Origin of the sequence: Acinetobacter sp. AOR12_HL, from assembly GCF_027855275.1 — a bacterium.
GTDB classification, from domain to species: domain Bacteria; phylum Pseudomonadota; class Gammaproteobacteria; order Pseudomonadales; family Moraxellaceae; genus Acinetobacter; species Acinetobacter baumannii.
The window spans coordinates 168,834-183,816 of record NZ_JAKTIJ010000010.1 but is presented as its reverse complement, the minus strand read 5'-3'; the positions used below and the strand labels follow the sequence as shown (position 1 = coordinate 183,816).

The window sequence follows — 14,983 nt, the reverse complement described above, 5'->3', positions numbered from 1 at the left end:
GATCATCTCCCTAATACGAGAAGCTGATGAGTTGGCAAAGACCAGAGCTTTATTAAGCTTTAAGAGGGAGCTGTTTTTTTATGAGCAAAATAAATAAGGTGATGACTAAGCTAAATCCAAAAATAGGTAAACTCAGCCCTAGAGCAGCAAGCATTAATATCGTAATTATTCTTTGTTGTGTAGTTGCATGTTTCCATACGAACAAAGTTTGGTTAATAAAATGATGGGTCGTAAGTTTTACATTGGAGGTTTTAAACCAAGCTTTATACGCATAAACAATCATTACACATAGCCCGAGCGCATACAGAACCAGAATCAATTGATTGACCCAACCGAATAGTACCCCAATATGTGCATCAACTCCCCAGCGTGTAAGTTTTGCAACTAATGAATAATCTTTAAAAGCGAGTTTATCGATTACCTTGTGTTCATGCATATCAATCGCAATACTATCTGCTTGTGTGGGCCATTTACGCTGTATTTCCGCAACAGTCCAAGCTTGGTTCTCAGCAACTGGCGGTTTGATTTGTATTTCTGTTGAATTAATCCCATTTGCTCGAGCAATTGCTAATACAGAATCGAATTCAGCTGGCATGATGTCTAAATTTGGCGTTTCCATGATCATTTCGTGATGTTCATGATGAGACATTTCTGGCAATGAAATCTGATTTAGTGAGGTGGTCAATGTTGGTGTTTGCCAGTTTAACCATTGACGGGCAATACGAATATTATCACCAGCCCATTGAGACCATGTAAGACCAGTAATCGCAATGAACAATAAAAGTGGTAGTAAAGCTAACCCAATAGAACTATGCCATTTTAATAAGTGATTTTTATTTGTTTGTCTGTTTTTGAAGTTTGAGCGACGCTTCCACCAACTGTATAGCCCACTTAAAGTTAAAAAACCAAGCCAACTTGCAGCAAGTTCACTATAAAAACGTCCCCATTTTCCTAATAATAAATTGCTGTGTAATTGATCTAAGAATGTACGTAACGGTAATACGCCACTGGTTCCATACACAGCAAGTTGTCCTTTTACAGAAAGCGTATAAGGATCAATAAAAACGGCTTCATTATTTAGATGGTGTGTATGATCGGAAAAAATAACCCGCGTAGTTTGCACAGGGCTTGGTGATGGTCTGACTTCTGTAATTTGTGCAGTTACAGGCATGACTTCTCTTGCGCTTTCAATCTGCTGGCTTAGAGGGTATATCTCATTATTTAAAGGCTGAACATTTAATGCATCTTTATAGATGAATTGCTCTAACTGAGGCGTAATTGCATATAGTAAGCCAGTAAATGCGGCAACAAATATAAATGGGGCAATAAAAATACCAGCATAAATATGTATGAGACGGAAGAGACTACGCCAAAAGCTAGAAGTAGGGGACATTTTAAATAGATATCGAGCAAACTTTGTCGTGAAGTATATCTACTTTAAATTGTATTTTGAAATTGCACTTTTCATTGGCTATCTTGATTGTAGATTTTCTAAAGTATCATTGTGCTAAATTGCTAGCAATGCTGTTGCTTGGTGTTATGAAATATCTCGTAAATTTTGCTCTCTGAATACACAACTCATATGATCAATACAATATTTAGTATAGATATTTATGAAAAAGCACTTTATAGAAAAATTTTTATTGTTAAGTTTGTTTTAAATATTATTCTTTTAATTTATCTAGAGAAACTAAATAGCCTATGATTTATTTCTTAATAATTATAATTTCTTAATTTATTCTAGTACCAATAGATTTATGATGTTGGTTTGAGTGAATACAGCTAATGAGTAAGAACTCTTTTATGGATATTAATGGTTTATGTCTAAGCTTTTTGAGAGAGTTTTATATTGTTACTAATTCTATTGGTTAATATTTTAAGAAAAATTATCTTATTAATTTTTATAATATTTAGTGCTTAATAAAATTTTTAAATGAAGCTTTTAGACTAAAAAACAAAAGTATACACTCTTGTTTTTTAGTCTAGTATTTCAATGTTATTAAATTAAATAGCGACTAATTCCTCAATTTTCTCAAGATCGATTATTTTTTTAATATAAGACCAAGTTTTTTCAGCATTAATTAAATTTTTATCAATTGTTCCATCATTAATAACTCCATCGAGGATATTAAGAAATAGATTGGTTAATGCAGCTGCGTCTTCTACCTGAATTTTAATTAAAATAGAAAAAACAAGCTCATAGAGCCATTCTCTATATTCATTAATAGGATTTTTAACGGATGGGTAAAGTTGTACTACTTCCATAGTTGCTTTTTTAAATAAGCATCCATTAAAGTCTTCTGTGTAAATCCAGTCAATATACCAATTAAATAAGCTTCTGAGTTGAACTAAAGGTAGGTCATTGGTATTGATTCTTTCTAATATAGCAGACTGTATATCAGAATTCCTTTTGTAAAGGCATGATTCTATTAGCTTTTCCTTTGAGGGAAAATACTTGTAGAATGTCATCTTTGCAACATTGGATTCAGCAATAATTCTGTCCACTCCAATAGAGTTATAGCTTTTTTCATTAAAAAGGGCAGTTGCTGTTTTTATAATAGTGTCTCTTTTTGACATCGATTTCCCCGTAGTAAATCTTTTGAAATCCGTTTCTTTTTTAAGGCTAGTGCTCTGGCAAAAGTCAGTTTAATCATATTGAAAACGCTAATGTAATACAACATGTGAGAGCCTAAAAAAATAGTATTTTTCGATATTAATTGTTATTTGATTCATTAAAAAAATTCATTAAATTATCCATTGATTTGTAGTAATAATAAACCTAATATCAAATTGTTTAGGGATGAGTATACAATTTTATTTAGTAGCAAATGAATGCACGATTAAAATAATGGGGAACTCATAACCTAACTATAAGAATTAATTTGTTATTGAGAATGATTATGTCAAAAAAATTTGAAGATTTCGATAATCCAAGACAAAAGGCATTACTGGGGATGAAGAATAGTATTCCTACAGAACAGTGGGAAGAAAATCTAAAATTTCTCAAACAATTAAGAGCGAGAATTGCTGAATTACCAGTATGTAAACATCCGGCGATCGAAGTTTTAAATAATGGATTGCTTGATAAATTCACTTTAACAAGAATTCATTTAGAATATCGTCATGCGATTGTTCAGATCTTTACTGATGCCTTATTAATGGCCCAGTTCCAGACAAAACAATTGGAGCCTAAACTCCATTCTGGAGCTAAAATGTTTCCACGCGTTTTATTAAGTTTAAATGTACTTGATGAATTTGGTTTTAGACCAGGAACAGACCCGGACAATTATTATCTAGGTAATCCGGAGTATGCGCATTATCCTTTATATGAAGATTTATTGAATGATTATGGTTTGAGTGAGAAGGACCGTAGAGAGTATCAACCTTCAAAAATTGCAGATCAGGTAAGAAATTTTCTAGAATCATCTTATGATAGTTATATTAAAGTAGTTGCTTTACTTGCAGTGGCCGAAGAAGAAGTGATTCTTTTTAGCCCACCACTTCGTGAAGCGACTAAAGCCATTGGCGTCGATGTTGAAGGTGGTGGCTATTACCATGTTCATGGGGTATCTACTGACGAAACCTCAGAAGCAGCAGATGATGATCATGAAGATGATCTCTGGTTTGCGTTAGCGCAAGCAATAACTAAAGAAGACTATGAGAGCTTAACAACGCTTTGTATGGATTATTGTGCTTTATGGAATGAGTTTTGGGATGCACAAATTGCTGATATTCACTATTTAGAAGCAAAGAAGTTAGCATAACATTCATAGTAAGACGAATAATTGATAAAAACTAAAAAGCCTATTCACATATGAATAGGCTTTTTTAATACTTTAAATCCAGCCCATCTATAAACTAATAACCTGAAGTATTTCATTTAATACATTATTTGCATCTGTGGGAAATGATAGAATTACGAAAGTCAGTAAGTTGATATGTATGGGGCTTAAAAACATGCATCCTATAAGTGTGAGCAAATGAAGACATTCATTTACAGCTATCTGAAATTTTTAACCTATTGAAAATACAAAGGTTTAAGTCTTGTTCCAACCATTTACAATCCAAACCAGATTAGGCGGATTCTACTTCTTTTATTATTCCATTGTTGGCACATTTATGCCGTATTGGAACTTATATCTCCAAGATCAGGGATTTAATTATCAAGAGATAGGTATTTTATCTTCTATTGCTATTGTGACGCGCTTCTTTGCCCCTTTAGTTTGGGGCTGGATCGCCGATAAATCCGGTAAAAGAATGCTATTAGTGCGGATTGCCACATGGATGGAGGCATGTATATGGTTAGCTATTTTTATAATTCCTAATACTTTTCAGTCAGTTGCTTTATTGATGCTTATTTTTAGTTTTTTCCAAAATGCTATTTTAGCTCAATTTGAAGGAGTAACTTTATTTTGGTTAGGAGACCAAAGGGCGAAACTTTATGGCAAGATTCGAAAATGGGGATCAGTTGGGTTTATTGTAGGTGTATTTACAATAGGGGCAATTTTAGAAATCATTCCGATTTCAATGTTGCCTATATTATTGCTTATCATTGCCTCATTAGCATTTATTTGGGCATTTACGATACGTGAACCAGAAGGGGCCCCAACTTCACAAAAGCATTTAGAACCTTTATTGCCTGTGCTGAAACGTCCTGAAGTTGCTGCTTTTTTCACAATTGAGTTTATTCTTCTTTTTTCACATGCACCTTTTTATAGCTTCTATAGCAATTTTCTGAAATCGTTAAATTTTAGTACAACGGAAATTGGCTTTTTATGGGCTATGGGCGTGGTTTCTGAAATTGTGATGTTTGCATATGCAACTACGTTTTTTAAATATTTTTCTTGGCGTAGCCTTGTAGCAGTATGTTTGATTTTGACAAGTATACGCTGGTTATTAGTTGCTATTTTCTCTCACTATTTCATAGGTCAGCTATTTGCACAGTGCCTACACGCCTTTAGTTTTGGATTATTTCATCTCATCGCAATGCGGCTTATCTTTCAAAACTTTTCAATAGGGCAGCAAGGTCGAGGTCAGGCTTTTTATAGCACCATGTGGGGACTTGGAGTGGCGTTCGGAAGTATTTTGGCTGGTCATTACTGGAAAATTCTTACGGGTGAGCATATTTTTATGATCGCTGCTTTAGTGGTTCTATTGGGTTTGTGCTTTGTTTATTGGTTACCTAAACGAATCGAAAATTCAGTTTCTTAGATTAAATAGTGATAAAAATTGTTAGGAATACCGAGTTAAAGATAGAAATTGTTTGATGAGAAGTATCGGTTCATTACGGTTGAAAAATATTGTTTTTATATGGTTATGAAACAATGTTTTTCTAAAAAAATGTGCTAACTTAAACCCATGCGTTTAATGATTAATAAATCTATGAAAAATATTTATATTATGGGATTATTATTGGCTTGTTCTGGTTTTGCTATGGCTGAGACAGTGACTCAACAGCCCACAGAACAACCTGTTCGCACTGCAAGTAATCCTAATGCTATACGTATTGTTACGCGTCCTGAAATTATGGGATTATGGGGAATGGAGATTCCAAATAATAAAAAATGTGTAGAGTATTATAATTTCCGCAGTAGTAACGATGTGGTGATTAAAAGTGGTGAAGAGTGGTCATACGGTATTTATGAATATCAGCCATCTGATGACCCTAAAGAGCAGCTATCGGCTTTAGTAATGCAAATTAAGTTTGATAATAATAAAGTAGATTGTTCTGGTCAGAAGCAAGATCAGACAGGTGATATTTCTCAATATTTCGTGCAATGGAAAAATGACCATACTATTAATTTCTGCTCAACGGCTAAGGGTGAGCAATGTTTCGCAACTTTACGCCGAATGTTGCCATAAACAAGTAGATATAAAAAAGCCTCTTATTTAAGAGGCTTTTTTATATGAAGCAGATTAAGCAGTTTCAGCTTTCTTTTCTTCTTCCACTTGCTTTAACAAGTGTTTTTCAAGGTAATGGATGTCCATTGCTTGAGAACAGAAGTTTTTATCCTGCAAAATAAGATCTTTATGTAAAGGAATATTGGTTTTAATTCCTGTAAGAATCATTTCATCTAACGCTTGACGCATGCGGGCAAGTGAAGTTTCACGATCTTTACCATGAGCAATCAATTTTGCAATCATTGAATCGTAATATGGCGGAATGCTATATCCAGGATAGATATGAGAATCTAAACGAATACCCGCACCACCTGGTGCATAGAAACTTTCAATTTTACCTGGTGAAGGTAAGAATGTTGTTGGATCTTCGGCATTGATACGACATTCAATGGCATGACCACGAACTTCAATATCTTCTTGTTGAAGCTCTAAGCCTAAACCAGCTGCAATACGTAATTGCTGTTCAATAATGTCAACCCCAGTTACCATTTCAGTTACAGGGTGCTCAACCTGAACACGAGTATTCATTTCAATGAAGAAGAATTCACCATCTTCAAATAAGAATTCAAACGTACCAGCACCACGATATTGCATTAACTGACATGCGTGTACACAGGCTTGTAAAATATCAGCACGTGCTTGTTCCGGTAGATTTGGAGCAGGAGCTTCTTCTAACACTTTTTGGTGACGACGTTGTAATGAACAGTCACGGTCATATAAATGAATCGCGTGGCCATTACCATCACCCAAAACTTGAACTTCGACATGGCGAGGTTTTTGTAAGAAGCGTTCCATATACACGGTATCATCGCCGAACCACATTTCTGCATCACGTTGAGCCGCTTGAACTGACTCAAGTAGTGTGTCTACACGTTCAACAATACGCATACCACGGCCACCACCACCAGCTGCCGCTTTAACAATAAGCGGGAAACCGATTTCTTTCGCTTCAGCTAATGCGTTATGGATAGTTACAGCATGGTCGCAGCCAGGTACCGTAGGTACGCCAGCTTTTTTCATTGCAACAATTGCAGAAACCTTGTTACCCATTAAACGAATATGTTCTGGGCGAGGGCCAATAAATGTGAAACCTGAGCTTTCTACAATTTCAGCAAACTCGGCATTTTCCGAAAGGAAGCCATAACCTGGATGAATTGCATCGGCACCAGTAATTTCTGCAGCAGTAATAATTGCCGGGATGTTTAAATAGCTGTCACTACTTGCACCCGGACCAATACATACTGCTTCATCAACGAAACGTAAATGCATCAAATCTTTATCGGCATCTGAATAGATACCAACAGTTTTGATTCCTAGTGTTTTGCAAGCCCGGGTAATTCGTAAAGCGATTTCACCACGGTTTGCAATTAAAACTTTTTGCAACATAGATGTCCCCGGGGTATTACGCGCGATAACGGAATAAAGGTTGACCGAATTGGATCACTTCACCATTTTTCACTAAAATTTCTTCAATCACACCGCTTTGAGTTGCTTCAATCGGGTTCATGATTTTCATTGCTTCAATAATACCCAAAGTCTCACCAGCAGATACTGTTTGACCTACTTTAACAAATGGTGCTTCGCCTGGGCTTGGAGCAGCATAGAACACACCAACCATAGGAGAAGTTTCAACTGCTCCACGTGGTGTTTTTGCAACAGGTGCTTCAGCAACAGGAGCTGCCGGAAGTGCTACACCAGCCGCAGCAACGACAGGATTGCGACGAGTTAAAGCGATCGATTGATCACCTTCTTTAACTTCAATCGCTTGCAAGTCAGACTCAATCATTAAATCGATGAGTTTCTTAATTTTGCGGATATCCATGGGCGACTATTCCTGAACTAGTTTGGGTTAGATGGTTGAATTTTTTCAATAGCGTAATCGAGTGCAAAGCTATAACCTTTTGCGCCTAGACCACAAATCACGCCAATTGCTTTGTCTGATAAATAAGAGTGATGTCTGAAAGCTTCACGTGCGTGAACATTTGATAAATGTACTTCAATAAAGGGAATAGCAACGCCAAGTAAGGCATCGCGTAAAGCAACTGAAGTGTGGGTGAGGGCAGCAGGGTTAATAATAATCAGTTTTACGCCTTCTGTTTGTGCCTGATGAATACGGTCAACAATGGCACCTTCCCAGTTGCTTTGAAAAGTATCTAGTGTAATTGAGGCTTGTTCAGCTTGAGCAATAAGTTGTTGGTTGATATTGTCTAGGGTAAGATGACCATATACTTCTGGTTCGCGTTTTCCCAGCAAATTCAAATTCGGTCCATGAATTACCAAAATGGTCGAACTCATTCAGATTGCTCCAGCTCTAAAGTTGCAAATAATCTTTGCAAGATGTCTGCAAAGTTTGCTTATTATGGCATATGTTTCTACAAGTTTTTTATAATTTCTTTTAATTGTCGCAGAAAGGGTACACCAAATTCGGCTTATATATTGTAAATTTTGCGACGAATTAGCAATGTTAAAAAATGACAAAATTTCAAGTAATTTAACGGAGCTTATTTTAAACCGAATTGACAAAAACAGTTCATGTATTTTGTGTAACGGGGGGATAAGCATCTTCAATCGTTAACATTTCATTCCAGCGAGTTAGGTAATTTTTTGAGCGATGACATTGTTTCATTTGCCAAGATGGATTACGTGAGTGATATCCAACTTGTAAATAGTGGCTACCAAAGCGCTTACGGACTGTACCTAAAGTTTCCATCAATTGTTGTCTTTGATGAATAAGTTCCAGAGGCTGCCATAAATCATCAATATGTTGCTGACGTGCGTGTAGACCACAAAATAATACTCCAATTTTTATATAACTTTTATTTTCTTTATATAAAACATCAATTTGCTGCATCGCTGCTTTAGTAAGTATGCATAAATCATCTGTTGCATAATGAAGACCAATTGCTTGAGATGTGGCTTTTTTATAGGGCGGTTTGTCGGTTTTTTCATAAAGCATAACTTGAACACAGGCACAAAGTTGTTCTTGTTTCATTAAACGGCGATGTGCCCGGTTAAGGTGAAAGATAAGTGCTTGTTTAATAATCTCAATACTGGATAAAGCTTGAGCAAAACTTCGTGATGCTAAAATCCGTTTCGTTGGAATAGCTGGATCATCAAGTTGAATACAGGATTGGCCTTTTAGCTCACGAATGGTGCGTGCCATGACCACAGAAAATGCCTTTGCCATATGGTGTTCATTGGCAAAAGTTAAGTCTAGGCATGTGTACACCTCATAACTTTGTAGCTGTTTGACTAATTGATAGCCGATTCCCCATACCTCTTTGACTGATGTCTGTTGCATGAGGTCTTCCATAATTAATGGATCTAAGGTGATGAAATTACATACTCCTTTAAAACTTTTAATTTTCTTAGCATAGTGATTGGCAAGTTTTGCTTGTGTCTTTGAATATCCAATTCCAATGCAACAAGGTAAGCCTAACCATTTTAGGAGAGTGTTTCTCACTTTGTTGCAGTAGTCAGAGATATCGATAGATTGGAGGTAGGGGGTGAGATGAATAAAGCATTCATCTATAGAGTAGGCTTCTAAATCATCTGGAGAGAAAAACTCACCGAGAACAGCAAAAAAACGGCGGGACATCTCGGCATATAAAGTGTAGTTGCTTGAATAGACTTGAACGCCTGCTTGTAAAGCATCTTTTTCAATTTGGAACCACGGTACGCCCATTTTAATCCCTAAAAGTTTTGCCTCTTCACTACGTGAGACCACACAGCCATCGTTATTAGATAAAACAACTACAGGTTTATCATTGAGTTTAGGGTTGAAAAGACGCTCACAGCTAACATAGCAATTATTAATATCAACCAGTGCATAAACTTCACGGTGTGAGATATCTTTCATGATTTCATTCCCTTACTCATTAGCTCAAATCTGTATTTTGAATTTGTAACATAATCAAGTTAACAAAATTACGGACTGATATCTAGGGGAGTTTCGGTTGTTCGTCGAAATTATAGGTAGGAGATAAAGTCTATGAAATGTCAGTTATTGATATGGAAATGTCTGAAAATGATAAGTTTTAATTGGTTATGATCGGAAACATAAGAGCTATATTTAATGGATGAGTTGAGTCTTTTAAATGTAGTAATGCGTATAACGCATTTGTCTTATGGGTCTTTCAAGCTGTCTTTTTTAATAAAGACAGCTTTTTTTTATAATGTGCTTAAGTATTTTTTAGAGTTTGGCTTGATTGTAGCAATCGAGATTAATGCATTGTGCACTCAGTTCTATGATTTGATCAGGGGCTAATTGGAGTTTTTCCCATTTTTGCATTTGCTGAAATAACCAATGGAAATCTTCAGGTTGGGGAGCCGCATTTTCTTTAACCAAGTGTTTTACAATATTTTGAATCATATAATATTTATCGACATGTACTTCTTCAGAACAGTGAAATCGGACAATCCCAAACTCGACCAATAACTTTAAGACAGGTGCAAAATCTTTTAAATTACTCAATTCTTTTTGAGCTTTCATAATTGCCGTTGTAAGGGCAACTAAGGTTTGAGGATGTTGTTCAGCCCATTCTTGAGTTACTGCGAGAACTTTATCTGCCACATTGGGAATAATGTCTTGACTTGAGCAGACGATTTTACTTAAACCTAAAAGTTCACCTTGAGTATTCCAAGGCTCTCCCACACAAAAACCATCAATCACATGGTTATCTAAAGCTTCGACCATATACGGTGGCGGAAGTGCTTTGAGTTTGAGCGTTTGAGCTATTCTAGAGTCTGCCAAAGCAAGCCATTCTCTTAAACAATAATGATGGATTGAATGTTTAAATACATGGGCTAGAGAAAGAGTATGATCTTGCTCAATGTATTGAGTAACTTTTTGGGCGGTAGTTTGTGCATTATCATTTTCTTTAATAGCCAGTTGATGAATTAATTTTTGGCTTAAGCTGATAAAAGCACGGTTTTTACTTAAAACGAGTGGGGTTTGCAGTGCAATACCAATTTGGTCTGCACCAATTGCTGCTGCAGGGAGCATCGCAGATAAACAATGTGCAGCATCTAATAAACCAAAAGCTAAACGGTCGCGTAGACTTGCCCATGATGCTTCTTTGACTAAAGTAACTTCTAAATCGACTTCTTCGAAGAAACCTTGCTGCTTTGCCCAAAGTAAAGCGATGCAATCAAGTAAAGGAATATAGCCGAGTTGCAATTGAGTCTTTTCTAATTTGCTCATTTATTCATCCTTTAGTTGATCATTTAGTAATTTTTGAGCGTCAAGTAAACGCCGTGCCATTTCTCCAATCGTTATACGGTGACTCATGGCATTTTTTCTGAGTAATTGAAAAGCTGTGTCTTCAGGTAAGCCATGCAGTTGCATGAGTAGCACTTTGGCCTTTTCAACATCTTTACGATCGGCCAGTTTGGTTTGAGCTTCTTTTAAGTCACCTTCAAGCTTTTTATGTTTTTTATATTGCTCAATTGAAATCTCTAAAATGGTATGTAAGCGAGCGGGGTCTATGCCATCTACAATATAAGCCGTTACGCCTGCATCTATAGCTTGTTTGATGGTGTCTTTATCTGAATTTTTAGTGAATAGAACAGTTGGTAGGTCATAGCTACTCACACAACTTTCAATAATGTCACGATGGGGATGATCCATATCGAGCAGGATGACATCGGCTTGTAAATCTTCAAGACGAAAAATATTTAAGTGGTCCAAAGTAAGGCAGGCAACCACTTCAAAGTCATTTTCAAGCAGACTATTTTTTATATAGTCGGCCCGCGCATGATCATCATCGATAAGAGCTATTTTGAGTTTTGGCATAAGTTCAGAAAATCAGGCTAAGAAAATGCGCCAATTCGACGCGTTTTTTGTTATCAATTTTTAAGCAAGATTAGTGCCATCCAAAATTAAACAAAAAATCAGGCATGAGTGGTCCTTTACTATGCTAATGCATTGTTTTGATCAATATTGGTGCAAAAAAGCGATTCATTTTGTGGCAAGACTTATTTTTGTTTAAACCATATAGACGAGCAGCAATAGTGCAGGGAAAATTAAATATTCTTTTTGGATAAAAATGGGTTTTATTTTAAATATTTGAAAATAATAATAAAAAATTATTAATATTAATTTTAAAAAGAATTGGCATGCAAAATGCTTAGTTAATTACAGGTCGAAGACGACCATAAGTTTTAAAGACGGCCAACGATGTCCGTTCTGATCGAATTTGTGAGTGCAACTGTACACACAGAAAATTTACGTTCAGTCGGAGTGAAGGTTATGTCTTTATTTTTATTGCATAAAAAAGTTACATCTGAATTAACTAATTTTTCAGTTTCAGCGATGCGAGCCTTCCGTATGAGGGGGCTCGCTTTTTTTATTTGTTTTTATGACTTTGCTATGCATTGGGTGTCGTCAACGAGTGGAAAAAATGGGTTCCAAGCAGCTATACGCTTTGTGATGTTGATACGTTTCTCGGTAGAGCACAAGGCAAAACAACAATGTCTATTTGAGAACGCAAGAACGCAGCTTAAAAGCAACGTGATTTGAGGAGAAACACTATGAAATTGGTAATGATTGGTCATGGTATGGTGGGCCACAAATTCATCGAAGCCATTTTAGAAAAAGCAGATGATGAATTGGAAATCACGATTCTTGCAGAAGAACCTCGTATCGCATATGACCGCGTACATTTGACTGAATACTTCTCAGGGAAATCGGCAAAAGATTTATCTTTAGCACGTTTTGATTTTGCCGATGCGTATGGCATTGACCTGCGTTTAAATACTAAAGCAGTGGCGATTGATACAGCTGTACAAACCGTAACAACCAATCATGGTGATGTGATTAGCTATGACAAGTTGGTGCTGGCGACCGGTTCATATGCATTTGTTCCGCCAATTCCGGGTAATGACCGCGAGAACTGTTTTGTTTACCGTACCATTGAAGATCTAGATGCCATTCGTGCAGCAAGTTTAAAGGCTAAAACAGGCGTAGTAATTGGCGGTGGTTTACTTGGACTTGAGGCAGCCAAAGCATTACGTGATTTAGATTTAGAAACACACGTTGTTGAGTTTGCACCACGTTTGATGGCAGTTCAAATTGATGACTTAGGGGGCAAGGTTTTACGCCGTAAAATTGAAGATTTAGGTGTAAAAGTCCATACACAAAAAGCGACTCAGTCTATTGAGTCTGGGGTAAATACCACTCATGTGATGAAGTTTGCCGACGGTAGTGAACTCGAAACTGATGTGATCTTATTCTCTGCGGGGATCCGCCCACGGGATGAATTAGCGCGTAATAGCGGACTTGCGATTGGTGAGCGTGGCGGTATTGTAATTAATGATTATTGCCAAACATCAGATCAAAACATTTATGCCATTGGTGAATGTGCGCTTTGGCAAAATAAAATTTATGGCTTGGTTGCACCGGGCTATGACATGGCGCGTATTGCAGCAAAACACATTTTAGATGAAGAGTGTCATTGCTTCGCTGGCGCAGACATGAGCACCAAGTTGAAGTTGATGGGCGTTGATGTTGCTTCTGTTGGTGATGCACATGCTATGACCCCAGGTGCATTAAGCTATTTCTATGCAGATGAACATGCACTGGTTTATAAAAAGATTGTTGTAAATGCCGACAAAACCAAATTGCTTGGCGCGGTTTTAGTGGGTGATGCCAAAGAATACAACGACCTTTTACAAATGATGTTGAATGGTCTGGCTTTACCGGAAGTGCCTGAAAGTTTAATCATGCCGGGTTTTGAGCAATCAGCAGCAAAATCTGGTGGTAGCGGAGTCGATTTACTGCCAGACAGTGCGACTATTTGTTCATGTAACAACGTATCAAAAGCAGACATCTGCCAAGCAATTAGCGATGGTTCGACTTCTTTAGGTGCATTAAAGAAATGCACCAAAGCAGCAACAGCATGTGGTGGTTGTGCACCCTTAGTGACTCAAGTATTGAAGTCAGAGTTACAACGTCAAGGTGTGACTGTTAACAATCACATTTGCGAACACTTCCCGTACTCGCGTCAAGAGTTGTATCACTTGGTTCGTGTCAATGAAATCAAGACATTTGATGATTTAATTCATCAACATGGTCATGGTTTAGGTTGTGATATTTGTAAACCGGCGGCAGCAAATATTTTGGCATCTTGCTGGAATGATTTCGTACTTAAGCCAAGTCATGCAGGCCTACAAGACAGTAACGATTACTACTTGGGTAACATTCAAAAAGATGGCTCTTACTCCATTGTACCGCGTATGGCAGGTGGGGAAGTCACTCCGGATGGCTTAATTACGATTGGCCAAATTGCGAAGAAATATAACTTATACACCAAAATTACTGGTGGTCAACGTGTTGATATGTTTGGTGCGCAAGTTCATGAGCTTCCATTTATTTGGGAAGAGTTAAATGCTGCGGGCTTTGAGTCTGGTCATGCCTATGGTAAGTCGTTGCGTACAGTGAAATCTTGTGTAGGTAGCACTTGGTGCCGTTACGGGGTAGATAACTCGGTTGGTTTGGCGATTGAACTTGAAAACCGCTACAAAGGTTTGCGTTCACCGCATAAATTGAAAATGGCAGTGTCTGGCTGTACACGTGAGTGTGCGGAAGCGCAAGGTAAAGATGTAGGCGTGATTGCCACTGAAAAGGGTTGGAACCTTTATGTATGTGGTAACGGTGGTATGAAACCACGTCATGCAGAATTACTCGCATCTGACCTCGATAAAGAAACACTCATTCGTTATATCGACCGTTTCTTTATGTTCTACATTCAAACGGCAGACCGTTTACAACGTACCAGTGTATGGCGTGACAACATGGAAGGCGGTCTAGACTACCTTAAATCTGTGATCGTTGATGACTCTCTTGGTTTAGCTGCCGAGCTTGAGCGCCGTATGGAACACATTATTGGTACATATCAAGACGAGTGGCGTACAGCTGTCGAAAACCCAGAAGTTCGTAAACGCTTCCAGACTTATATCAATGCAGGGGCAAATGAACAGGCCGATCCGCACATTCAATTTACAACTGAACGTGGTCAAATCCGCCCATTAACTGAAGCTGAACGTTCAGAAGACCGCATTCCAATGGTTGAAGCATAAAGGA

Annotated in this window: 13 protein-coding genes; 5 read left to right on the top strand and 8 right to left on the bottom strand. The window is 37.3% G+C overall.

Features of this window, described 5'->3' with window-relative positions; all coding sequences use genetic code 11:
- Window positions 1-52: 52 nt before the first annotated feature.
- Entirely contained in the window at window positions 53-1,393 is a 1,341-nt protein-coding gene (locus tag MKL36_RS04025; RefSeq protein ID WP_021511146.1) for a PepSY-associated TM helix domain-containing protein, read from the bottom strand.
- Between the two features lie 611 nt (window positions 1,394-2,004).
- Complete coding sequence (locus MKL36_RS04020) at window positions 2,005-2,577, bottom strand: TetR/AcrR family transcriptional regulator (protein WP_000043926.1); 573 nt, start codon at window positions 2,575-2,577, stop codon at window positions 2,005-2,007.
- Between the two features lie 323 nt (window positions 2,578-2,900).
- Between MKL36_RS04020 and MKL36_RS04015 the strand changes: the two genes are divergently transcribed.
- The 3 genes from MKL36_RS04015 to MKL36_RS04005 all read left to right on the top strand — a co-directional run bounded on the left by MKL36_RS04015 (window position 2,901) and on the right by MKL36_RS04005 (window position 5,862).
- Window positions 2,901-3,764 carry an iron-containing redox enzyme family protein gene (locus MKL36_RS04015; protein WP_000037356.1) on the top strand — a complete coding sequence of 288 codons (864 nt, stop codon included), beginning with the start codon at window positions 2,901-2,903 and terminating at the stop codon, window positions 3,762-3,764.
- Window positions 3,765-4,044: 280 nt separating this feature from the next.
- Entirely contained in the window at window positions 4,045-5,211 is a 1,167-nt protein-coding gene (locus MKL36_RS04010) for an MFS transporter (RefSeq protein ID WP_199942078.1), read from the top strand.
- Window positions 5,212-5,358: 147 nt separating this feature from the next.
- A complete protein-coding gene (locus MKL36_RS04005; protein ID WP_001238663.1) occupies window positions 5,359-5,862 on the top strand; it encodes a hypothetical protein in 504 nt (167 codons plus the stop codon).
- Between the two features lie 54 nt (window positions 5,863-5,916).
- Here the strand turns inward: MKL36_RS04005 and accC are convergent, their stop codons facing one another.
- The 6 genes from accC to MKL36_RS03975 form a co-directional block, all read right to left on the bottom strand.
- Window positions 5,917-7,287 carry an acetyl-CoA carboxylase biotin carboxylase subunit gene (accC, locus tag MKL36_RS04000; protein ID WP_000939648.1) on the bottom strand — a complete coding sequence of 457 codons (1,371 nt, stop codon included), beginning with the start codon at window positions 7,285-7,287 and terminating at the stop codon, window positions 5,917-5,919.
- Between the two features lie 16 nt (window positions 7,288-7,303).
- A complete protein-coding gene (accB, locus tag MKL36_RS03995) occupies window positions 7,304-7,723 on the bottom strand; it encodes an acetyl-CoA carboxylase biotin carboxyl carrier protein (RefSeq protein ID WP_000354611.1) in 420 nt (139 codons plus the stop codon).
- Window positions 7,724-7,740: 17 nt separating this feature from the next.
- A complete protein-coding gene (gene aroQ / locus MKL36_RS03990) occupies window positions 7,741-8,196 on the bottom strand; it encodes a type II 3-dehydroquinate dehydratase (RefSeq protein WP_000099412.1) in 456 nt (151 codons plus the stop codon).
- 235 nt (window positions 8,197-8,431) lie between these two features.
- Window positions 8,432-9,760, bottom strand: a complete 1,329-nt coding sequence (locus tag MKL36_RS03985; protein WP_021511173.1) for a Y-family DNA polymerase — start codon at window positions 9,758-9,760, stop codon at window positions 8,432-8,434.
- A gap of 333 nt (window positions 9,761-10,093) precedes the next feature.
- Window positions 10,094-11,104 (bottom strand): ABC transporter substrate-binding protein, encoded by a 1,011-nt coding sequence (locus MKL36_RS03980; protein ID WP_021511174.1) that lies wholly within the window; start codon window positions 11,102-11,104, stop codon window positions 10,094-10,096.
- On the bottom strand, window positions 11,105-11,695 hold the full coding sequence (locus MKL36_RS03975) for an ANTAR domain-containing response regulator (RefSeq protein ID WP_001125253.1): 591 nt from the start codon (window positions 11,693-11,695) through the stop codon (window positions 11,105-11,107).
- A gap of 384 nt (window positions 11,696-12,079) precedes the next feature.
- On the opposite strand from MKL36_RS03975, the gene MKL36_RS03970 reads away from it, so the two are divergent.
- Window positions 12,080-12,421, top strand: a complete 342-nt coding sequence (locus MKL36_RS03970) for a hypothetical protein (protein WP_000114559.1) — start codon at window positions 12,080-12,082, stop codon at window positions 12,419-12,421.
- A gap of 11 nt (window positions 12,422-12,432) precedes the next feature.
- Complete coding sequence (nirB, locus tag MKL36_RS03965) at window positions 12,433-14,979, top strand: nitrite reductase large subunit NirB (protein ID WP_021511175.1); 2,547 nt, start codon at window positions 12,433-12,435, stop codon at window positions 14,977-14,979.
- The last annotated feature ends 4 nt before the right edge of the window (window positions 14,980-14,983 follow it).